Raw genomic sequence first — 19,513 nt, forward strand, 5'->3', positions numbered from 1 at the left:
AAGATCCCCGAACCTGGTTCAGGGATCAGTGCAGCGGGATCCCGGTCAGCCAGCCGTGGCCCCAGAAGATGAGCAGGGCCGTGAGCGCCAGCCCGGCCCCCAGGCTGATCCCGGTCCCCTGCCAGCTCGCCTCGGGCCGCGGCTTCTGCTGCCAGTCCCGCACCGAAATCCAGACGATGCTGACCAGCGCCCAGAGGCCGATGCCGCCGAACAGCACCAGGGAGCGGGCCGCGCTGTTGACCGTCAGATGGGCCCCCGACCAGAGCAGCACCCCGAGCAGTTGGGGATGCACCAGCCAGCGCCGGAAATGGTTCGCGCCCTGGCCTGCGCACAGCAGGATCAGCGAGACGGGCATGGCCACCATCACCAGAGTCGGCCCCCAGGGAGGCAGGAAATAGAGCGGCAACGGGCTGGCGCTGCGCCAGCCGGCGAGGATGCAGCCGATGGCGACGAACACCAGCAGCGAGAAGAGCCCCTTGTAGCGGTTCTCCCCCAGCCGCTCACGCAGACGGGCGCGATGGGTCGCGGCGAAACAGGGATAGAGGTGCGTCAGGGCAAACAACACTACCCCCAGGGTCAGCAGGATCATGGGTTGTTCCTCAAAGATGGCTCCTCGCAATAAGGAGATCACTATGCCGCAAAGCCCCTCGCCAGAATACAAAAACCATATAAAAGACAGCGGGATAATAAAAAAGCCGATCCTGGGATCGGCAAGGTGCGTCAGAAGGTCTGCCGCGAGGCAGCCACATCCGCTACACGGGGCTGGGTGTGGCCGGCGCGTCGCGCCGGCCAGGAGAGGGGCTATTTGCGCAATAGATAGAGGGCGGCCACGTTGCGGGCCGTGAGCTGCAGGTTGGTGGTGGCGGTGGCCAGCGCCTCCTGCAGGGACATGGCGCGGTTGACCACGGCGAACACCGCATCGAGCCCGTGCTCATGCACCACGCCGCAATCATCGGTGAGGCAGCCGGCGATGCCGATCACCGGTTTGCCGAACCGCTTGGCACAGCGGGCCACCCCGATGGGCGTCTTGCCGTGGATGCTCTGGCTGTCGATGCGCCCCTCGCCGGTGATGACGAGATCCGCGTCGGCCACTGCCTCGGCCAGTTTCAGGGCTTCGATGACGATCTGGATGCCGGGCTTGAGCTCGGCGCCGAGCAGGCCCACCAGGGCGGCGCCCATGCCACCGGCGGCCCCCGCCCCCGGGATCTCCCTGACCTGCTTGCCGAGCGCCTGCTCGATGCAATCGGCGTAGCGGGCCAGGTTGGCGTCCAGCTGCGCCACCATCCCGGGGGTCGCCCCCTTCTGCGGGCCAAACACCGCAGAGGCCCCTTTCGGACCGCAGAGCGGATTGTCCACGTCGCAGGCCACCTCGATGTGGAGCCCGGCCAGGCGAGGATCCAGTCCGCTCAGGTCTATGGTCGCCAGCTCGGCCAGACCGGCGCCACCCAACTCGATGGCAGAGCCATCGTCCTTGAGCAACTTGCCGCCGAGGGCCTGGATCATGCCGGCGCCGCCGTCGTTGGTGGCACTGCCGCCGATGCCGAGGATAAGGTGAGTCACCCCCATCTCCAGCGCCGCCAGGATGAGCTCGCCGGTGCCAAAGCTCGAGGTATGCAGGGGATTGCGCCGCTCGGGTTCCACCAGATGCAGGCCGGAGGCGGCCGCCATCTCGATGACGGCCCGCTCGCCATCCCCCAGCAGACCGACGAAGCCCTGCACCCGGTTGCCGAGGGGGGCGGTCACCTCCACCGGCAGGATGCGGCCGCCGGTGGCGTCCACCAGGGACTGCACCGTCCCCTCGCCGCCATCCGCCATGGGCAGCTTGACGTAGGTGGCATCCGGCAGCACCTGCTTGAAACCGGCCTCGATGGCATCGGCCACCGCCATGGCGCTCAGGCTCTCCTTGAATGAATCCGGGGCGATCACAATTTTCATATCAGTTCCTTAGGCGAGACCGAACACGCCAAACATCAGGGTGGAGACGGCGGCTATGGTCAGGCCGACGGCGGTTTCGTAGGGGATGAGCTTGAGCCGCTCGCTCACGCCCATGTGGACGCTGCCCCCGGTGGCGTGGAAGAAGGAGCCGTGGGGCATGTGGTCGAACACGGTGGCACCGGCGTGGATCATGGCGGCCCCCGCCAGGCTGCTGATGCCGAGCTCGATCAGGGTGGAGCTGAACACGTTGGAGGCGACGACGGTACCGGCGGTGGTCGAGGCGGTCGCCAGCGACATCAGGGCACCGGAGATGGGGGCCAGCAGGTAGGAAGGCAGACCGGAGGCGGTCAGGCCGCTGATCAGCACATCCTTGAGACCGGAGTTGGCGATGATGCCCGCCAGGGTACCGGTACCCAGCAGCATGATGGCCACCGGCGCCATGCGGGCCAGGCCCGAGACCGCAAACTGGTTCACCTTGCCGAACTTGCCCATCATCAGGGCGCCCACCAGACCGCCGAGGGGCAGCGCGATCAGCGGATCCACGACGATACCGGCCACAGGACGCAGGGCCAGCAGCAGTATGGCCACCAGGGGCGCGCTGATGGCGGCGGCAAAGCCGGGCAGCTTGCTGCCATCGAAGCTCACCACCTCGTCGGCCGCGACCTTGCTGCCCCGGTTGTTGAGGCGCTTGGCGAGCCAGTAGGCCATCACCAGACCGAACAGACCCGGGATGATGCCGGCCGCCATCACAGAAGTGAGTGGCAGGTGGAAGGCGTCGGACGCGGCGATGGCGTTGGGGTTGGGCGACATGACGTTGCCCGCCTTGCCGCCGCCTATCATGGCCAGCAGTATGGCCGCCTTGGAGAGATCGGCGCGGCGGGCGATGGCGAGCGCTATGGGGGCGACCGTGATGACGGCCACGTCCACGAAGACGCCGACCGCGGTCAGGATCAGGGTGGCTAGGGCCAGGGCCAGCAGGGCCCGGGTTTCGCCGAGCTTCTTGACTATGGTCTCGGCGATGGTGGTCGCCGCACCCGACTCGATGAGCACGCCGGCCAGCACACCGGCCGCCAGGATCCGCATCACCGCCGTGGTGATCCCCTGGGCGCCGCCGATCATCAGGGCAACGGTCTGGGTCAGGTCGGCACCGCCGATCAGGCCGCCGGCCAGGGCGCCGACTATCATGCCGTAGGCGGGCGGCACCTTCTTCAGGATGAGGAAGATGGCGATGGAGAGCGCGGCGAGAGCGCCGAGCGCGGATACAGGGATCATGACGGGCACCTTTTGTTGTAATGAGTGGCCGCCATTATGGAGATCCCTGGCCGGAATGCTTTGGTCAGAAAGCCAAAATTTTCGCTGCCATCCAGACTGTTTTTGTTCAATCGAACAAATCAGCCGTCGAGATTCAGGCCGAGATAGAGCAGGAATTTGTCGTCTAACTTGTTGAAACTCAAGCCTGTTATCTGCTCTATCCGGGTCAGCCGGTAGCGCAGGGTGTTGGGATGGATGAACAGGGCTTCGGCACAGGGATGCAGATCACAATCCTGCAAGAAATACTGGCGCAGCGTCTTCTGCAGTACCCCCTTGGCGTCCTCCCTTGCCAGCCTGAGCAGGGGGGCGCGCAGCTGATCCGCCTGCCAGGAGTCCGCCAGGCTGCCGAGCAGCACCGGCAGCCGGTAATCCTCGAAGAAGTAGACCTGCTTGCGCGGCGCCTGGCGCATGCCCCGGCGCAAGGTGTCCCGCGCCGTCTGGTAGGAGAGCGCCAGCCCTTCGATCCCGGCGAAGTAATCACCCACCCCGATGCGCACCCGAAAGTGGGGGATACGGGTCAGCAGCTGCTTGATGCGGCTGCGCTCCTGCGCCGACTGCCAGACGCCGTCACTGAGTTGGGCCGGTTTGAGCACCACTATCTCGTCCAGGCCGTTGATGGCCACCAGGTTGTCCCGCTCCGGGTTTTCCAGCAGATGCACCAGTTCCCGCAGACGGGCGGGCTCCGCCTCCTCCAGCGCCAGCACGGCCACCACCCTAGGCTGGGCCAGATCCAGCTCGAGGAAGCGGGCCGCCTGCTGCAACTGATCGGCCCGCCCCTCGCCGCGAATGAGCTGCAGCACCAGCTCCTCCTTGTGGCGCTTGTCCCACTGCAACTGCTCGGTGAGCGCCGCCTGCTCCAGGATAAGCTCGGCGGTCATGCGCACCAGCTCGGCGTAAGCACGAACGATGTCCGGATCCCCCGAGATGCCGATGACCCCGAGCAGCTCCCCCTGATAGGCGATGGGCAGGTTGATGCCGGGCCTCACCCCCTTGAGCTGGCGGGCGGTGGCGTCGCTGATCTCCACCACCCGGTTCTCGGTCAGGGCCAGCACGGCCCCCTCATGGCGCTGGTGCAGCCGCTCCGGGTTGCCGGACGCTATGATCAGGCCCCGCTCGTCCATCACGTTGACCGAGAACGATAGTATCTTCATCGCCCTGCTCACTATCTGCCGGGCCAGGGTCTCGTTTAGCTGCATAACATCTCCAACACGGGGACCGGGCTGGCTGTAAAGTGCCGGCGCCGGGGCAAAGATCCCACATCTTCAAGACAAGTGCGGGGGGGATCGCTAGAATAGGCCACTTTACGCCATCTGTGCCCCGCCCTGGATCAGGGATCCGGCGTCATGCCGCACCGTGGCAGGGTGGCTCCCCCCATCCGGTATGGACTCCGCTATGGATTATGAATTTCGCCGCGACCCGTTCGGTGGCTATCGCGCCCGGTTCTCCATGTGCCACGAGGCCATCGGCCAGTGGCTGATCGACGAAGTGGGCAAGGACGAGGAGAAGCTCGACGAGCTGTTCGCCATCATCGACCAGCTATCCGGCCGGACCCGCACCGAATATCGGCTGCTCGGCGGCGACTACTCCCTGCTGCTGACCCACGAGGAGGCCGAGGTGAAGGCCAATGTCCTCAATATCGAGCAGGACGAAGATCTCGACGATCTCGCCTACTACGATGATGAACAGCTGGCCATGTGCGGGCTGGAAGACTTTGCCCAGGTGCTTGTCTCCTGGCGCGCCTTTATCCGCAACGAGGATATGGGCTGATCTCTCATATTTCGGGCGAGCATGCCCATTGCAACCCAACAGGATTGACTATGTCTATTTACGATTTTGATGACGAACTGCCGGAAGACGAACAGGATCAACCGAAGAAAGCCGCCCAGCCCAAGAAGAAGGGCAAGCAGGTGCTGAACACCCAGGTCAACCTGAGCCCCCGAGACGCCAGCCGCCTGAACGGCATGCACGTGGAGGCCATCACCACCCTGGACGACGTCAGCCTGCCAAAGAACGTGATCTTCAAGGCCGGCCTCATCGCCCTGGGCGAGCTGGAAGCGAGCAAGCGTGCCGACATCATCGCCCGGGTCATCGCCGAATCCGGTCGTTAATCTGGCTTGGGCCCCGTCAGCCTAGCCACCACCTCTCCCCAAAGCCGGAGCCTCAGCTCCGGCTTTTTTATTGTCAGAACCATCGGCAAGATGGTGCATCCAGGGCTCCGACCAGTCCATTGCGCCTTGTGCAAGAGGAAGCAGCTCGTTAAGGTGCGCCCCTTGGAACCAACAAGGAGACTCAATGCTGCCACTTCCCGATGCCCTGATCTGGGCCGCCCTGGCCCTGGCCGTGCTGCTCTGCCTCGCCCGCCAACGCACACCCGGCCTGATCCTGCTGGGCATCACCCTGCTCGGCGCCCTTGCCCTTGGCCGCATCACGCCTCCGGCCCTGCTAATCAGCCTCGCCGGACTGCTGCTGGCCTGGCAGACTCCCAGCCTGCCACCACCCTGGCGCCCGATGGCCCTCGCCCTGGTGCTGCTCTGGGCCGTCGCCCTGACACTGCATCTCGTCCCGGGGTTCAGCAATCTGAAGGTGCTGGACCAGGTGCGGGCCGGCCCCGCCAGCGTGCCGTTCAACATGTACCTCAATCTCGACAAGCCGCTGCTCTTCTTCGGCCTGTTGCTGGCCTGGCCCGCGCTGCTGGGTCCGGGTGGCCCCCTGCGCTGGCGCCCGCTGGCCCTGCTGCTGTTGCCGCTGTCGGCCCTGCTGATCACCGCCTGGCAACTGGGGGCCCTGAGACCCGAGGTGGGGCTGCCTCACTGGTGGTGGCTGTTCGCCCTCAACAACCTGCTGTTCACCTGCGTGGCGGAGGAGGCGCTGTTCCGGGGCTTTCTCCAGCAGGCCATCACCCGGCGCACCCGGGTCTGGCTGGGCATTCTCATCGCCAGCCTGCTGTTCGGGGTGGCACACCTGGCCGGCGGCCCGCTGCTGGTGTTGTTCGCCACCCTGGCGGGCGCCTGCTACGGCCTGGCGTTCCACCTGAGCGGGCGCCTCGGCGTCGTCATCCTGCTGCACTTCCTGTTCAACTTCGCCCACCTGGCCCTGTTCACCTACCCGCTGGCCAGCCGCTAAGCCCGGGGGAACGGCTCCCAGCGGGCAAAAAAATGCCCCGAACCTACCGGTTCGGGGCATCCCATCTCACAGAGCGCCTAGTCGACGTAGAAGGTCTGCTGGAAGCTCAGCGTCTGCTGCTGCCCCTCCCCCATGATCGTCAGGGTGAACTGGTAGGTGTCCTCGTTGCGGTAGGGCAACACCGCCAGGTAGTAGATGGAATCCCCCTCCTTCACCTCCTGGAAGCTCAGGGTACGGATGGTGCCGGTGAGGTTCTTGGCCTCCCCGCTGATCCCCACTGCCTGCGCCACCCCCTGCTTGTTCTGCACCGCGATGTTGACGATGCCGTTGTAACGGCTGCGCTCCAGGCCATAGGCCTTGGCCACCTCGGGGGTGAGGAAGCTGGAGTTGAAGGCGCTGTAGTGCACCTGCCAGGGGCCCAGCTCCTTCATCTGTTCGGCCCGCAGTGGCAACGTCATCAAGAGCGCCAGCAGGCAGCTCATCCAGACTGTTTTCATGATGTCATCCTTCTCGTGTTCCACTCTCCAGCAGGGCGGCGATCTCGGCGGGGATCTGCCTCGGCGCCTCGATGGCAACCGTCTTGTGGCGACCCAGCTCTCCCCGCACGATGCGAACCTGCCCCTTGGCCACCTTGCACTGCTTGGCCAGATACCTGATCAGGTGACTGTTGGCCTGGCCATCCACCGGCGGCGCCGTGATGGCCACTTTCAACTCGTCCCCGTGCAAACCGACGATCTGATCCCGGCTCGCCTTGGGCTGGATCATCAGATGCAACACCAGCTCGTCCCCTTCCAGCAGGACGGCGGGCATCAGATCATCCACCACAGCTGACCGAACAGATCCCCCAACAGATAGTTTATGGCCTGCAGCGCGATGAAGGCGACCAGCACGGAGAGATCCAGCCCTCCCAGGGCGGGCAGGATGCGGCGGATCGGTGCCAGGAAAGGCTCGGTCAGCTGGTGCATCACGTATTCGATGGGGTTGCGACCCTGGCTGACCCAGCTCAGGATGGCGCGGATCAGCAGGATCCAGAAGATCATGGAGCCCGCCTTCTTCAGCACGGTGAGCAGTGCAAACAGGCTGAGGGTCAGCCAGTCTGTCAGCAGCACGTTCATGCTCTTGAGCAGCGCCAGCTTGGCGAAGGCGATGAGCAGCGCCAGCAGCACCGAGGCCATGTCCAGCCCGCCAAAGCCGGGAATGACGCGACGCAGGGGCACCACCAGGGGATTGGTCAGCTTGACCACCATCTGGCTCATGGGGTTGTAGAAGTCGGCGCGGGCCCACTGCAGCCAGACCCGCAGCAGTACCACCATGAGGTAGAGATCAAAAACCGTGTTAATCAAAAAGTAAGCCGTGTTCATCCGGGTTCCTTGCTAAAAGAGGGTTCAAAAAAGGGTTTCCATCTCGCCGGCCCGGGTAACGGCCGCCTGCATGGCTCGCGCGGTCAGCGCCATCAGCCCCTGCTCCTGGAAGGTCTTGACGGCCTCGGCCGTGGTCCCCCCCTTGCTGGTCACCTGCTCCCGCAGGGTCTGCAGGGAGAGGTCCGGGTTCTGCTCCACCATGGCGGCGGCGCCCAGCGCCGTCTGCTGCACCAGCAGCCTGGCCTGTTCGGGGGAGAAGCCCATGGCCTCCGCCTCTTCGGCAATCGCCTGCATGAACAGGAAGAAGTAGGCCGGGGCACTGCCCGCCGCCGCGATGACGCCGTTGATGCCGGACTCCTGCTCCACCCAGAGGGTCTTGCCCACCGCCTGCATCATCTGCTCGGCGAAGTCGCGATCGGCCTGCTCGATGCCGGGCGGCGCGTAGAGCCCCGTCATCCCCAGCCCCAGCAGGGAGGGGGTGTTGGGCATGGTGCGGATGATGCGGCCATGGCCTCCCGCCATCTCCTGCAAACGCGCCACCCTGATGCCGGCGGCGATGGAGACGAGCAGCTTGCCCGCCAGCGACCCGAGTTCGGCCACCAGCGTCGTCAGCATGCCCGCCATCAGCTGGGGCTTGACCGCCAGCACGATCACCTCGGCCTCACGGGCCGCCTCGGCATTGTCCTGGGTGACGCGAATGCCAAACCGGCTGGCCAGCTCGTCCAGCTTGGGACGGCTGGGGTTGGCGGCGATGATACGATCGGCCGGGTAGCCGGCCTGGACGAGGCCGGCAATGATACTGCGGCTCATGTTGCCTGCGCCGATGAAGGCGAGAATTCTATGCTGCATCCTGGACTCCTGCTGATGAAATGGCTGCGGAGCCCCGCATGCCCGCCCCGATAAGGACGAGGGTTCTCTGCTGCATCAAACACTCCTGTTGCTGACAGCGCTGCGGATGCCCGTTCTGACCGCCCTGGGCCGGCAATGGCATCAAACGCTCCTGTTGCCTGAAAAAAGCGCAAGCCCCGCCTGACATCGCGGGGGCCTGCTCATGAATAGTCGCGGGCACCGAAGATGGCGGTACCGACCCGCACCATGGTGCTGCCATGGGCGATGGCGGGCTCGAGATCCTCGGTCATGCCCATCGAGAGGGTATCGACACTCGGGTATTGTTGCGCAAGCTCGGTGAACAGAGCCTGCATGCGTGCCATCTGGGCGGCCAGCACCGCCTCGTCACGGGTGTGCTCGGGGATCGCCATCAGGCCGCGCAGCACCAGGCGTTCACTCCGGGCCACCAGAGCGGCCAGGCGGAAAATCTCTTGCTCCGACGTACCGGATTTGCTGCTCTCTCCGCTAATATTGATTTGCAGACAGATATTTAGCGGCGCCAACCCGGCAGGACGCAGGTTGTTGAGACGCTCGATGAGCTTGTCGCGATCGACGCTTTGCACCCAGTCGAACCGCTCCGCCACCAGTTTGGACTTGTTCGATTGCAGCGGGCCGATAAAGTGCCACTCTATGTCTGTGCAGGCGGCCTGCTCACGCAGGGCATCTATCTTGAGGGCCGCCTCCTGGGCGTAGGATTCGCCGAAGCGCCGCTGACCGGCGGCATAGGCGGCCTGGATGTCCACCAGCGGCTTGGTCTTGCTGACCGCCAGCAACTGGATATGATCGGCGCCACGGCCGACGCGTCGTGCAGCCTCTACAATACGTTCCTTTACCTGAAGCAGGTGCTGGGCAATCTGGCTCATATTTCGTTCGTGATCTTGTGATGGGAGAATAACAAATCTATGGATATCACAGAGTTATTGGCATTCAGTGTAAAGCATAAGGCCTCGGATCTACACCTCTCCGCCGGGGTCCCTCCGATGATCAGGGTTGACGGGGAGGTTCGCAAGATCAATTTGCCCGCCCTGGATCACCGGGAAGTCCATGCCCTCATCTACGACATCATGAACGACCACCAGCGCAAGGAGCTGGAGGAGAACTTCGAGGTGGACTTCTCCTTCGAGGTGCCCGGCATGGCGCGCTTCCGGGTCAACGCCTTCCAGCAGGCGCGGGGCTCGGGCGCCGTGTTCCGTACCATTCCGAGCACAGTCCTGACCCTGGACGATCTGGCGGCACCCGAGATATTTCGCAAGATAGCGGAGTTTCCCCGCGGCCTGGTGCTGGTGACAGGACCGACCGGTTCGGGCAAGTCCACCACCCTGGCGGCCATGGTTGACTACATCAACGACAACTTCCACCACCACATCCTCACCATCGAGGATCCCATCGAATTCGTGCACGAGAACAAGCGCTGCCTGGTCAACCAGCGGGAGGTGCACCGCGACACCAAGAGCTTCAGCAACGCCCTGCGCTCGGCCCTGCGGGAAGACCCGGACATCATACTGGTGGGGGAGATGCGCGACCTCGAGACCATCCGCCTCGCCATGACGGCGGCCGAGACCGGCCACCTGGTGTTTGGCACCCTGCACACCTCGTCGGCGGCCAAGACCATAGACCGTATCATCGACGTCTTCCCCGGCTCGGAGAAGGACATGGTGCGTTCCATGCTGTCCGAATCCCTGCGCGCGGTCATCTCCCAGACCCTGCTCAAGCGGATCGGGGGTGGCCGGGTGGCGGCCCACGAGATCATGATGGGCATTCCCGCCGTGCGCAACCTCATCCGGGAGGACAAGGTGGCCCAGCTCTACTCCGTCATCCAGACCGGGATGACCCACGGCATGCAGACCATGGACCAGAGCCTCAAGCAGCTGGTCAACCGGGGGATCGTCGCCGCCCTCGACGCTAAGGCCAAGGCGGTCGACCCCAACACCATTTAAGCTCGCACACCCAAGGAGATGCCATGGACATGGATGTTCTGCTCGCAGCACTGGTTGAACAAAAGGGCTCGGACCTCTTCATCACGGTCGATGCCCCCCCCACTCTCAAGGTCAACGGGCGCCTGGTGCCGCTCGGAGAAGCCCCGCTGGACAGACAGACCGCGCTGGCCCTGGTCAAGAGCAGCCTGGATGCCGAGCATTTCGAACGCTACCAGCACACCCGGGAGGCCAACTACGCCATCCATCGTGAGGGGCTTGGGCGCTTTCGGGTCAGCGCCTTCTGGCAACAGGACCTGCCGGGCATGGTGCTGCGCCGCATCGAGACCCGTATTCCCACCTTCGACGAGCTGGTGCTGCCCCCGATATTGCAGGACGTCGCCATGGCCAAGCGCGGCCTGGTGCTGTTCGTCGGCGCCACGGGCGCCGGCAAATCCACCACCCAGGCGGCCATGCTCGGCTATCGCAACCAGCATGGCGACGGCCACATCCTGACGGTGGAAGACCCGGTGGAGTTCGTCCACCAGCACGGTCGCTGCCTGGTGACCCAGCGGGAGGTCGGCATCGACACCGGCTCCTTCGACGTGGCGCTCAGAAACTCCCTGCGCCAGGCACCGGACGTCATCCTGATCGGCGAGATCCGCAACCAGGAGACCATGGAGTTCGCCATCCAGTTTGCCGAGACGGGCCACCTCTGCCTCGCCACCCTGCACGCCAACAATGCCAACCAGGCGCTGGATCGCATCCTCCACCTGGTTCCCCAGGAGAAGCACCGCCAGTTCCTGTTCGATCTCTCCTTCAACCTGCGCGCCATCGTCGCACAACAACTGCTGCCGAGCATCGACGGGAGTCGCCGCTTCGCCGCCTTCGAAATCCTGCTCAACACCCCCCTCATCACCGACATCGTCCGCAAGGGGGAGATGCATCGGCTCAAGGAGGTGATGACCAAATCCACCGAGCTCGGCATGCAGACCTTCGATCAGGCGCTGTTCACCCTGTTCTGCGCCGGCCAAATTGGCTACAGTGAGGCCCTTGCCCATGCCGACTCCGCCAACGACCTGCGACTGCTGATCAAGCTGTCGGGGCGCGAGCAGCTGGGTGCAGGTACTCTCGACAACGTCACCCTGGATGAATGAGGGGCGTGCGTCACCGCTATAAAGGATCGTTATGCTGATTGTGGTTTCCCCGGCCAAGACGCTGGATTACGAGTCGCCCCTGGTGACGTCCCGTTTCACCCAACCCGAGCTGCTGGACCACTCCGCCGAGCTGATCGGCCGGGCCCGCCAGCTGAGCCCGGATCAGATCGCCAGCCTGATGAAGATCAGCGACAAGCTGGCCGGCCTCAACGCCGCCCGCTTTGCCCAGTGGCAACCCGACTTCAGCCCGGCCAACGCCCGCCAGGCCTTGCTGGCGTTCAAGGGGGACGTCTACACGGGGCTGGCGGTGGACGACTTCGACGACGGGGATCTCGACTTCGCCCAGGAGCACCTGCGCATGCTCTCCGGCCTCTACGGGGTGCTGCGCCCGCTCGACCTGATGATGCCCTACCGGCTGGAGATGGGCATTCGCCTGGACAACGCGCGCGGCAAGGATCTCTACCAGTTCTGGGGCGACATCATCACGGAACACCTGAACCAGGCGCTGGCCGCCCAGGGGGACGAGGTGCTGATCAACCTGGCTTCCGACGAATATTTCAAGTCGGTGCGCCCCAAGGCCCTGCGGGGGCGCATCGTCACGCCGGTGTTCAAGGACGAGAAGAACGGCCAGTTCAAGATCATCAGCTTCTACGCCAAGAAGGCGCGCGGCATGATGGCCCGCCACATCATCAAGCACCGCCTCACCAGGGTGGAACAGCTGACCGGCTTCAACGCCGACGGCTACTACTTCGTACCGGAAGAGTCCGATGCCAACACCCTGATGTTCAAGCGCGCTGAAAATTAATTACACCCAGCAGGGAACCAAGTCAGGGATCCTCGGGTCTGACTCTGTGAATCCTCTGTTGTAAGCACTTTTTGTTGGCCGACGTTCATGCGTCGGCTTTTTTCTTTTCCACCCATCGGCAGGCGCCGGACAGCAGAACGGCCATCCGGGGATGGCCGTTCTGGCGGGCAGGCTTACTTCTTTTTCTTCTTGGCCGACTTCTTGGCATCCTTCGGCTTTTTCTTCTTCACCGGCACCCGCGCCTCCTTGTGCCTGGGGCGCAGCTCGTCGATCACCCGGCGCTTGAGGCGTTCCTCGGTGTAACGCTCGATCTTGGCCACCATGGCCATGTCGTGGGCCTCCACCAGGCTGATGGCACAGCCACGGTTGCCGGCGCGACCGGTGCGGCCGATGCGGTGCACGTAGACATCCGCGCCGTAGGGCATGTCGTAGTTGATGACATGGCTGACGTTCGGCAGGTCGATGCCGCGGGCGGCCACGTCGGTGGCAATCAGGAAGGGCACCTCCCCTTCGTGGAACTTGCGGATCGACTCGATGCGCTTGCTCTGCTCCATCTCGCCACGGATCCAGGCACAGGGCACGCCTGCCGCCTGCAACTGGCCGGAGAGCTCCGCCAGCCGCTCCCGGGTCTTGACGAAGATGATCGCCTTCTGGGTCTCCGGGTTTTTCAGTATATGCACCAGCAGGGCCAGCTTGTGGGCGGCGTCGTCCGCCAGGTGGACCCACTGGGTGATGGGGCGGCGCTCGCTGCGGGGCGGCTCGGCGTGCAGCTCCACCGGATCTTTCAGGATCTCGCTCGCAAACTTCTCCAGGCCGGCCCCTTCCAGGGTGGCGGAGAAGAGCATGGTGTGCTTGCGGTAGCGCGCCTCTTCCACGATGCGGTTCACGTCCTTGATGAAGCCCATGTCCAGCATGCGGTCCGCCTCATCCAGCACCAGCACCTCGATGTCGTGGCTCTCGAACTCCTCTTTCTCGATGTACTCGAGCAGACGGCCCGGGGTGGCGACCACGATGTCGGTAGTCTTGGTCAGGGCGGGCAGTTGCTCCTCGTGGCTCACGCCGCCGATGATGGTCTCGATGCTCAGATGGGTGTGCACCGCCAGCGCCTTGGCATGGGCGCTGACCTGCAGGGCCAGCTCGCGGGTCGGAGTCAGGATCAGCATGCGGCAAGGCCCCGGCTTGCGGCGCGGGAAATCCAGCAGGTGCTGCATGGCCGGCAACAGGAAGGCGGCTGTCTTGCCGGTGCCTGTCGGGGCGGATGCCAGAATATCGCGGCCGTCCAGGGCTGGCTCCAGCACCATCTGCTGAATGGTGGTGGGGCGGGTGAATCCCATCTCGGCCAAGGCCCGGCTGAGGGCTGGATTCAGGTCGAAATCATCAAAGGACTGGCTCATGGCAATACTCGGTCATTAAGGAAACGGCAGATTATAGGCGATTATGCCGCCGGCTCCTATGGTGACTGTGGCTTAGCCGCTATAATCGCCGACCATTTTCAACGGGCAGGTACAGGACGGGAGCCGGATGGGACGAAGCAGCGGTTTTACCTTCAAGCAATTTCACGTCGACCACGACCGTTGCGCCATGAAAGTCGGCACGGACGGCATCCTGCTGGGGGCCTGGGCACCGGTCACCGGCGCCCGCCGGGTGCTGGACATCGGCACCGGCAGCGGTCTCATCGCCCTCATGCTGGCCCAGCGCAGCACGAACGACTGCCGGATCGACGGGGTGGAGCTGGATAAGGATGCAGCCGATCAGGCCAGGGAGAATGTCGCCGCCTCCCCCTGGCACAGCCGGGTCACCGTCATAGAGAGCGCCATTCAGGATTATCACGCCGAACCCTATGATCTGATCGTCTCCAACCCTCCCTACTTCGTGGCAGGCCAGCCATTTCGCGATCCGGCCAGGGCCCTGGCCCGTCACACGGGAGCGCTCGATCCCCACGGATTGCTGGCCGCAAGCAACCGTCTGCTGAACCGGCATGGACAGCTGGCCCTGGTGCTGCCGACGGCGATGGCGGATGAAATTTTATGCATTTCGTCGAGTTATGATCTGCATGCGAGTTGTTATCTGGCTGTTATCACCAGGGAGGGGAAAGAGGCAAATCGTGTTTTATTGCTACTTGGCAGAGGATTAAACAAGTGCAACAGGGGTGAAATTGTCATCCATTCTGCTACCGGCGGCTATTCCGACAGATATATCCAACTCACCAGCCCCTTCTATTTGAAGATGTAAATTTTGTCTTGAACTATTTTTTCACATCATTATGCTGACTGCTAAATGAGCGCCCGCTCCAGACCAGTTCAAACCACTGGTCGCGATGAAAAAATCAGCGGGGCTCTTTTTTTTACCCCTGAACAACGCCGGTCACCGACCAATAAAAAACTATAACAAGCAATAGTTTACAAGACAGACGAGGTTGAACTTGACGAAATCACTCACATTGTCCGACGTACTCGGATTGGGCTTCATGACCTTCGCCTTCTATCTGGGCGCAGGCAACATCATCTTCCCGCCCCTGGCCGGCTTCATGGCGGGCGAGCACCTCTCCCTGGCCATGCTGGGCTTCCTGGTCACCGCCGTGGGTCTGCCCCTGATCACCATCATCGCCGTCGCCAAGGCGGGCAACGGCTGGGCCGGCATGACCAAGCTGCTGCCAGCTGGCGTGGCCACCGCCCTGGCCGTCGCCATCTACATCATCATCGGCCCGGCCTTCGCCGCTCCCCGTACCGGCCTGGTAGCCTACGAGATGGGCCTCAAGCCCTTTATCGGTGATATGGGTCAGGCCGGGCTGATCGCCTACACTGTCGTCTTCTTTGGCATCTCCATCTTGGTCTCCATGAATCAGGGCAAGCTGATGGACGCCATCGGCAAGTACCTGACCCCTGTGCTGATGCTGCTGCTGCTGACCCTGGCCGTCGGTGTCTTCGTCGCGCCCCAGGGCACCATGCCTGCCGCTTCCGGTGACTACCAGAACACCCCCTTTGTGAAAGGGATCCTGGAGGGCTACAACACCATGGACACCCTGGCGTCCCTGATGTTTGGCGCCCTGATCGTCGATCTGCTGCGCCAGAAGGGCATCAACGACTACCAGAGCCAGTTCAAGTACTTGGCCATCGCGGGCATCATCTCCGCCATCGGCCTGTCCGTGGTCTATGTCTCCCTGTTCCAGCTCGGCAACACCGCGGCCGGCGTCGCCACCGACGTCAGCAACGGCGGTGCCATCGTCAACGCCTATGTGCTGAGCCTGTTCGGCCAGCCGGGTCAGTTCATCCTGGCGGCCATCATCACCCTGGCCTGCTTCACCACCGCAGTGGGTCTGATCTCCGCCTGCTCCGACTTCTTCCACAACCTCACCGGCATGAGCTACAAGAAGCTGGTGGTGCTGCTGGGCGTCATCTGCGCCGTGGTGGCCAACGTGGGTCTGAGCCAGCTCATCAGCCTCTCCATCCCTGTCCTGGTCGCCATCTACCCGGTGGCCGTGGCGCTGGTGCTGGTCACCTTCCTGAAGGGTTACTTCGGTCGCCCCCGCCTGGTGTTCCGCTCCGTGCTGCTGGTCGCCTTCCTGTTCGGCTGCCTGGACGGCCTGGGCGCCGCCGGCATGAAGATGGATGCGTTCGCCTTCCTGCCGCTGTTCGACAAGGGCCTGGCCTGGTTGCTGCCGACCCTGCTGGCCTGCGGCCTGGGCATCATGGTACGCGGTGCCGACAAGCTGGCTGCCGAAGCCGCCTGACCGTCACCCCGGCGCCATCGCTAGATAAAAAAGAGGCCAGCATCTGCTGGCCTCTTTCATTGGTGTTAGTGGGTGGGAAATGGTCACTCGCTCAGAGCACGGGAGCAGGCTTGGGCTTGCCTGCCAGGCCGTACCAGTGATGTTCGAGCCGGCCGGCGTGCCAGCGCAGGGTGCCCCAGGGCTGTTCGGCCTGCCAGCGCGGGAAACTGATCTGCACGCTGTTGTCCTCGTACTTGTAGAGGGAGGTGCGGATCTCGATATCCGACAGGATGAGCAGCACAACCCCTCCGATGACACTCCATTTCAGCATCTTCCACATGGCGATTACTCGAAGCAGATCTCTATGGTGGCGCGGCCATATTCAGAATCGAACGGCATCATGATCTTGGCGCCGTCGGCCCTGTGGGTAATGGTGTGATTGGGGCCGGAGACGATGATGGGGGTCGCCATGTCGAACTCATAGCCCTTCTCTCCCAGCATGCGCTTGGCGCCACCGGTCACCATGTTGGTGATCTCGCCCACCATGTCGGTCACCTCCTCGTTGAGGGTAGCCGGTGCCTCCCCCAGCATGCGGCGCATGATCTCAAGGGCCAGCCCTTTCTCGAAGCTGATGGAGAGGGAGCCCCGGGTCTGCGGACCCACCATGCCGATGAGGCCGGAGACGTCTCCCCGTGCCAGCTCGTCCGTCTTGCGCTTGGGGGCGCCAGGTTTGAGCTCCAGCTGCGCCATGGTGGAGAGCACGTTGAGCAGGGAGAGCAGGAACGGGTTTACAAAATCAGCCTTCATCTTGACTTCCTAGGATGGCAGAGCAGCTAGCGCATTGGCCATGAGCTTCTATGGTCTTGTTGGTAATAGTAAAACCATGCTGGCGAGCCTGCTCGGAAAAGGCGCCGTCGATGGCCGGATCGTGCAGCTCCACCACCTCCTTGCAGCGGTCGCAGATCAACAATTGCATCGGATGGGCATGGTCGAAATGGCAACAGAAGATGAAGGCGTTGAGCGACTCCACCTTGTGGGCAAACCCCTGCTCGAGCAGGAAGTCGAGCGCCCGGTAGACGGTGGGGGGCTTGGCATGGGCCTCGGTCCGCTGCAACTGAGCCAGCAGATCGTAGGCGCTGATGGCATTGCCATGAGCGGCAAGCAGCCGGAACACCTGGCGCCGGGTGGGGGTGAAGCGGATCCCGCGCTGCTCGCAGAGGCGCTCCGCTCGTTGTAGAAGTTGGTCTTGATTCATGATCACGCAGATACCCTGTCAATTAGCCGGATACTATCACAGGGCCTCCCCGGCGCGGCGACAAAATTCATTTTCGGAGCCTGTCTCACGTTGTGGTAGAATCCGCCCCCTTGTTTGGCCAACCCGGATGATTTTTATGCAGGCGCAGCGCTTTTCCATCGCCCCCATGCTGGATTGGTGAGATTTTTTCTCTAGCCCTTATCAGGCGTGGCCTTCAATTTCCATGGGGCAGATATGGGGCAGGTGGCGGCCAAAACGGCTTTAATCAGGAGTTTTCTCAAGCCTTTCAGCTTTTCTTGTCTACTCTGCGAATATGTCCCAACAACTTTGTTCGTTAAATACAAAAATCAACATCATCAACAGGTTATGTTGATGTTGGTGACCATTTGATTATACCCACTCCAGATCTTAAGAGCGAATAGGAGGGAACATGGGTAGTAGCATCGTCGTACGGTTCTGCCTATGTGCCTTCCTTGAGCTGTTTGCTGTGCTAGCAGGAACGTCTACCACCTGACCTAGGCCACTGACAAAGACCAAAAATGAAAAAGCCCGCGATTCGCGGGCTTGCCCTTCCAGAAGATTATCTTCGAGCCTCCATCTTCGTGATCGCAGTTAGCCTACGCACTTCTTTCTCTCTCTGCTGATCTATATAGCTGGCCAGGTCAGTCAGGTGCACCAGATAGTCGCTCTTTTGGCTGGTTCTGAACGTCGGGATGGGTAACATCCCTGCGTTTGCCCGCTGTCTGGCTGTTTGATATGACAGACCAAAATAGTCACTACAAATGTCTTTAAGCGGCACGACTGGTTTCTCGTATTGCGCCAAGTGAATCGCCCCTGGTTTTCTAGACACTTTGTTGCTGAAAAATAAACTGCCTTTCAAACTCTACCGGCGACAGCCCATCATTGGAACCATGACGCCTGATTGGGTTGTAAAACATCTCGATATAATCAAACACATCGCTGCGGGCTTCGTCTCTTGTCGCGTAAATCCTGCGCTTGATCCGCTCCCGTTTGAGCAACTGAAAGAAACTCTCGGCGACCGCGTTGTCGTGACAGTTACCCCGTCGGCTCATACTGCAACTCAGGTTGTGGGCCTTCAGAAAGTCTTGCCATTCACCACCGGTAAACTGGCTGCCCTGATCCGAATGCACCAGTACCGGCTGCTTGGGTTTGCGCCGCCAGACGGCCATCAATAACGCATCAACCGCCAAGTCTGCCGTCATGCGTGACTTCATCGCCCAGCCGACGATCTGGCGAGAGAACAGGTCGAGCACCACCGCCAGGTACAGCCACCCTTCTTGAGTGCGAATGTAGGTAATGTCAGTCACCCAGATGATGTTGGGGGCTGGCACCTTAAACTGACGTGCCAGCGTGTTTGGGGCAGCTTGCGTGCTCTTGCCTCCATAATGCCCCTTGCGGCGTTGATAGCCCGTTTGCGAACGCAGTCCCTCCCGCTTCATTAATTTGGCCACACGGTGCTTGCCGCAGGCTTCCCCTGCGTCACGAAGGTCGCGATGGATCTTGCGATAACCGTAGACAGCACCACTTTCCAGCCAGGATTGCTTGACCAATCCGGTCAGTCGTTCGTCCTCCTGCTGTCGTGGCGATGTGGGCTGTTTCAACCACGCGTAGAAGCCACTTCGGTGAACCCCCAGGGTCTGGCACAGGGTAACGACACTGTACCGGTCGAGTCGGGAGGTTATGAACGCGTACCTTTCCTTGACTCGCTGGCAAAGTACGCGGCGGCCTCCTTTAGAATATTGCGCTCCTCGGTGACCTGGCGCAGTTCAGTTTTCAGGCGGCGGATCTCGGCTTGCAAGGCAGACTCTTCTATCTGCTGGTCAGCAGGCTTACCGTACTGCTTGAGCCATGCATACAGGCTGTGGCTGGATACCCCGATGGCACGTGCAACGTCAGCCACCGGCCGCCCGCGCTCGGTGATTTGTTTAACGGCTTCGATTTTGAATGTTTCTGGATAACGCTGACGGGTCATAACACCTCCAATAGTTGCCTCATTTTAAGGCTGTGAGGTGTCTAGGGAACTGGGGGCGATTCA

The 19,513-nt window shown here is 62.5% G+C and carries 23 protein-coding genes; 8 read left to right on the plus strand and 15 right to left on the minus strand.

Annotated features, from left to right (window positions below; all coding sequences use genetic code 11):
• Positions 1-25: 25 nt before the first annotated feature.
• From AB5Y72_RS18055 to AB5Y72_RS18070, 4 genes are all read right to left on the minus strand, one after another.
• The gene (locus AB5Y72_RS18055; RefSeq protein WP_325783235.1) at positions 26-589 is read right to left on the minus strand and encodes an NnrU family protein; all 564 of its coding nucleotides are present in this window, start codon (positions 587-589) and stop codon (positions 26-28) included.
• Between the two features lie 212 nt (positions 590-801).
• On the minus strand, positions 802-1,935 hold the full coding sequence (locus tag AB5Y72_RS18060; protein WP_325783236.1) for a glycerate kinase: 1,134 nt from the start codon (positions 1,933-1,935) through the stop codon (positions 802-804).
• Positions 1,936-1,944: 9 nt separating this feature from the next.
• On the minus strand, positions 1,945-3,207 hold the full coding sequence (locus AB5Y72_RS18065; RefSeq protein ID WP_318162064.1) for a GntP family permease: 1,263 nt from the start codon (positions 3,205-3,207) through the stop codon (positions 1,945-1,947).
• A gap of 119 nt (positions 3,208-3,326) precedes the next feature.
• Positions 3,327-4,442, minus strand: coding sequence for a sugar diacid recognition domain-containing protein (locus AB5Y72_RS18070; protein ID WP_325783238.1), 1,116 nt, complete (start codon positions 4,440-4,442; stop codon positions 3,327-3,329).
• A gap of 196 nt (positions 4,443-4,638) precedes the next feature.
• Here AB5Y72_RS18070 and AB5Y72_RS18075 point away from each other — a divergent pair, with 196 nt between their 5' ends.
• From AB5Y72_RS18075 to AB5Y72_RS18085, 3 genes are all read left to right on the plus strand, one after another.
• Positions 4,639-5,013: a YacL family protein gene (locus AB5Y72_RS18075; protein WP_325783239.1), complete on the plus strand. Its 375-nt coding sequence runs from the start codon at positions 4,639-4,641 to the stop codon at positions 5,011-5,013.
• A 50-nt stretch (positions 5,014-5,063) separates the two neighbouring features.
• Positions 5,064-5,354: a hypothetical protein gene (locus AB5Y72_RS18080; protein WP_042079320.1), complete on the plus strand. Its 291-nt coding sequence runs from the start codon at positions 5,064-5,066 to the stop codon at positions 5,352-5,354.
• Between the two features lie 184 nt (positions 5,355-5,538).
• Complete coding sequence (locus tag AB5Y72_RS18085; protein ID WP_325783241.1) at positions 5,539-6,369, plus strand: CPBP family intramembrane glutamic endopeptidase; 831 nt, start codon at positions 5,539-5,541, stop codon at positions 6,367-6,369.
• Positions 6,370-6,446: 77 nt separating this feature from the next.
• Here AB5Y72_RS18085 and AB5Y72_RS18090 read toward each other — a convergent pair whose 3' ends face one another.
• The 5 genes from AB5Y72_RS18090 to AB5Y72_RS18110 all read right to left on the minus strand — a co-directional run bounded on the left by AB5Y72_RS18090 (position 6,447) and on the right by AB5Y72_RS18110 (position 9,481).
• Positions 6,447-6,866, minus strand: a complete 420-nt coding sequence (locus tag AB5Y72_RS18090) for a DUF4426 domain-containing protein (protein ID WP_042079322.1) — start codon at positions 6,864-6,866, stop codon at positions 6,447-6,449.
• A gap of 4 nt (positions 6,867-6,870) precedes the next feature.
• On the minus strand, positions 6,871-7,179 hold the full coding sequence (yggU, locus tag AB5Y72_RS18095; RefSeq protein WP_209793642.1) for a DUF167 family protein YggU: 309 nt from the start codon (positions 7,177-7,179) through the stop codon (positions 6,871-6,873).
• Entirely contained in the window at positions 7,179-7,730 is a 552-nt protein-coding gene (locus AB5Y72_RS18100; protein ID WP_209793643.1) for a YggT family protein, read from the minus strand. The genes yggU and AB5Y72_RS18100 overlap by 1 nt, the downstream gene beginning before the upstream one ends.
• A gap of 24 nt (positions 7,731-7,754) precedes the next feature.
• Positions 7,755-8,579, minus strand: a complete 825-nt coding sequence (gene proC / locus AB5Y72_RS18105) for a pyrroline-5-carboxylate reductase (RefSeq protein WP_209793644.1) — start codon at positions 8,577-8,579, stop codon at positions 7,755-7,757.
• Between the two features lie 200 nt (positions 8,580-8,779).
• Positions 8,780-9,481: a YggS family pyridoxal phosphate-dependent enzyme gene (locus tag AB5Y72_RS18110; RefSeq protein ID WP_209793645.1), complete on the minus strand. Its 702-nt coding sequence runs from the start codon at positions 9,479-9,481 to the stop codon at positions 8,780-8,782.
• 39 nt (positions 9,482-9,520) lie between these two features.
• On the opposite strand from AB5Y72_RS18110, the gene tapT reads away from it, so the two are divergent.
• Genes tapT through yaaA form a run of 3 tightly spaced genes read left to right on the plus strand, consistent with a single transcriptional unit; the run spans position 9,521 to position 12,493 of the window.
• The gene (gene tapT / locus AB5Y72_RS18115; RefSeq protein WP_042079327.1) at positions 9,521-10,555 is read left to right on the plus strand and encodes a type IVa pilus ATPase TapT; all 1,035 of its coding nucleotides are present in this window, start codon (positions 9,521-9,523) and stop codon (positions 10,553-10,555) included.
• Positions 10,556-10,578: 23 nt separating this feature from the next.
• On the plus strand, positions 10,579-11,688 hold the full coding sequence (locus AB5Y72_RS18120) for a PilT/PilU family type 4a pilus ATPase (protein WP_209793646.1): 1,110 nt from the start codon (positions 10,579-10,581) through the stop codon (positions 11,686-11,688).
• Between the two features lie 31 nt (positions 11,689-11,719).
• Complete coding sequence (yaaA, locus tag AB5Y72_RS18125) at positions 11,720-12,493, plus strand: peroxide stress protein YaaA (protein ID WP_209793647.1); 774 nt, start codon at positions 11,720-11,722, stop codon at positions 12,491-12,493.
• A 173-nt stretch (positions 12,494-12,666) separates the two neighbouring features.
• Here the strand turns inward: yaaA and srmB are convergent, their stop codons facing one another.
• Positions 12,667-13,887, minus strand: coding sequence for an ATP-dependent RNA helicase SrmB (srmB, locus tag AB5Y72_RS18130; RefSeq protein ID WP_325783242.1), 1,221 nt, complete (start codon positions 13,885-13,887; stop codon positions 12,667-12,669).
• A gap of 127 nt (positions 13,888-14,014) precedes the next feature.
• Here srmB and AB5Y72_RS18135 point away from each other — a divergent pair, with 127 nt between their 5' ends.
• Positions 14,015-14,725, plus strand: coding sequence for a methyltransferase (locus AB5Y72_RS18135; protein ID WP_325783243.1), 711 nt, complete (start codon positions 14,015-14,017; stop codon positions 14,723-14,725).
• Between the two features lie 235 nt (positions 14,726-14,960).
• A complete protein-coding gene (gene brnQ / locus AB5Y72_RS18140) occupies positions 14,961-16,223 on the plus strand; it encodes a branched-chain amino acid transport system II carrier protein (RefSeq protein WP_325783268.1) in 1,263 nt (420 codons plus the stop codon).
• 91 nt (positions 16,224-16,314) lie between these two features.
• Here the strand turns inward: brnQ and AB5Y72_RS18145 are convergent, their stop codons facing one another.
• The 5 genes from AB5Y72_RS18145 to AB5Y72_RS18165 form a co-directional block, all read right to left on the minus strand.
• Positions 16,315-16,542, minus strand: coding sequence for a hypothetical protein (locus tag AB5Y72_RS18145; protein WP_042079332.1), 228 nt, complete (start codon positions 16,540-16,542; stop codon positions 16,315-16,317).
• 5 nt (positions 16,543-16,547) lie between these two features.
• Positions 16,548-17,009 carry a chemotaxis protein CheX gene (locus tag AB5Y72_RS18150; protein WP_042079333.1) on the minus strand — a complete coding sequence of 154 codons (462 nt, stop codon included), beginning with the start codon at positions 17,007-17,009 and terminating at the stop codon, positions 16,548-16,550.
• A complete protein-coding gene (gene zur / locus AB5Y72_RS18155; RefSeq protein WP_209793651.1) occupies positions 16,999-17,457 on the minus strand; it encodes a zinc uptake transcriptional repressor Zur in 459 nt (152 codons plus the stop codon). Before zur ends, AB5Y72_RS18150 begins: the two co-directional genes overlap by 11 nt.
• Positions 17,458-18,037: 580 nt before the next feature.
• Positions 18,038-18,307 (minus strand): pyocin activator PrtN family protein, encoded by a 270-nt coding sequence (locus AB5Y72_RS18160; protein WP_368199380.1) that lies wholly within the window; start codon positions 18,305-18,307, stop codon positions 18,038-18,040.
• Positions 18,300-19,450 (minus strand): IS3 family transposase gene (locus tag AB5Y72_RS18165; RefSeq protein WP_325783120.1). Its coding sequence is split into 2 segments (ribosomal slippage): positions 18,300-19,213 and positions 19,213-19,450, totalling 1,152 coding nucleotides; the frame shifts between segments, so codons are not numbered across the junction. Before AB5Y72_RS18165 ends, AB5Y72_RS18160 begins: the two co-directional genes overlap by 8 nt.
• Between the last annotated feature and the right edge of the window lie 63 nt (positions 19,451-19,513).

The organism is Aeromonas sp. R7-4 (assembly GCF_040908055.1).
Lineage (GTDB): Bacteria > Pseudomonadota > Gammaproteobacteria > Enterobacterales > Aeromonadaceae > Aeromonas > Aeromonas sanarellii.

What these genes read in the sequence shown, in the direction of transcription:
- AB5Y72_RS18055 (WP_325783235.1), bottom strand. Translation starts at nt 589, where the DNA reads ATGATCCTGCTGACCCTGGGGGTAGTGTTGTTTGCCCTGACGCACCTC.
- AB5Y72_RS18060 (WP_325783236.1), bottom strand. Translation starts at nt 1,935, where the DNA reads ATGAAAATTGTGATCGCCCCGGATTCATTCAAGGAGAGCCTGAGCGCC.
- AB5Y72_RS18065 (WP_318162064.1), bottom strand. Translation starts at nt 3,207, where the DNA reads ATGATCCCTGTATCCGCGCTCGGCGCTCTCGCCGCGCTCTCCATCGCC.
- AB5Y72_RS18070 (WP_325783238.1), bottom strand. Translation starts at nt 4,442, where the DNA reads ATGCAGCTAAACGAGACCCTGGCCCGGCAGATAGTGAGCAGGGCGATG.
- AB5Y72_RS18075 (WP_325783239.1), top strand. Translation starts at nt 4,639, where the DNA reads ATGGATTATGAATTTCGCCGCGACCCGTTCGGTGGCTATCGCGCCCGG.
- AB5Y72_RS18080 (WP_042079320.1), top strand. Translation starts at nt 5,064, where the DNA reads ATGTCTATTTACGATTTTGATGACGAACTGCCGGAAGACGAACAGGAT.
- AB5Y72_RS18085 (WP_325783241.1), top strand. Translation starts at nt 5,539, where the DNA reads ATGCTGCCACTTCCCGATGCCCTGATCTGGGCCGCCCTGGCCCTGGCC.
- AB5Y72_RS18090 (WP_042079322.1), bottom strand. Translation starts at nt 6,866, where the DNA reads ATGAAAACAGTCTGGATGAGCTGCCTGCTGGCGCTCTTGATGACGTTG.
- yggU (WP_209793642.1), bottom strand. Translation starts at nt 7,179, where the DNA reads ATGCCCGCCGTCCTGCTGGAAGGGGACGAGCTGGTGTTGCATCTGATG.
- AB5Y72_RS18100 (WP_209793643.1), bottom strand. Translation starts at nt 7,730, where the DNA reads ATGAACACGGCTTACTTTTTGATTAACACGGTTTTTGATCTCTACCTC.
- proC (WP_209793644.1), bottom strand. Translation starts at nt 8,579, where the DNA reads ATGCAGCATAGAATTCTCGCCTTCATCGGCGCAGGCAACATGAGCCGC.
- AB5Y72_RS18110 (WP_209793645.1), bottom strand. Translation starts at nt 9,481, where the DNA reads ATGAGCCAGATTGCCCAGCACCTGCTTCAGGTAAAGGAACGTATTGTA.
- tapT (WP_042079327.1), top strand. Translation starts at nt 9,521, where the DNA reads ATGGATATCACAGAGTTATTGGCATTCAGTGTAAAGCATAAGGCCTCG.
- AB5Y72_RS18120 (WP_209793646.1), top strand. Translation starts at nt 10,579, where the DNA reads ATGGACATGGATGTTCTGCTCGCAGCACTGGTTGAACAAAAGGGCTCG.
- yaaA (WP_209793647.1), top strand. Translation starts at nt 11,720, where the DNA reads ATGCTGATTGTGGTTTCCCCGGCCAAGACGCTGGATTACGAGTCGCCC.
- srmB (WP_325783242.1), bottom strand. Translation starts at nt 13,887, where the DNA reads ATGAGCCAGTCCTTTGATGATTTCGACCTGAATCCAGCCCTCAGCCGG.
- AB5Y72_RS18135 (WP_325783243.1), top strand. Translation starts at nt 14,015, where the DNA reads ATGGGACGAAGCAGCGGTTTTACCTTCAAGCAATTTCACGTCGACCAC.
- brnQ (WP_325783268.1), top strand. Translation starts at nt 14,961, where the DNA reads ATGACCTTCGCCTTCTATCTGGGCGCAGGCAACATCATCTTCCCGCCC.
- AB5Y72_RS18145 (WP_042079332.1), bottom strand. Translation starts at nt 16,542, where the DNA reads ATGTGGAAGATGCTGAAATGGAGTGTCATCGGAGGGGTTGTGCTGCTC.
- AB5Y72_RS18150 (WP_042079333.1), bottom strand. Translation starts at nt 17,009, where the DNA reads ATGAAGGCTGATTTTGTAAACCCGTTCCTGCTCTCCCTGCTCAACGTG.
- zur (WP_209793651.1), bottom strand. Translation starts at nt 17,457, where the DNA reads ATGAATCAAGACCAACTTCTACAACGAGCGGAGCGCCTCTGCGAGCAG.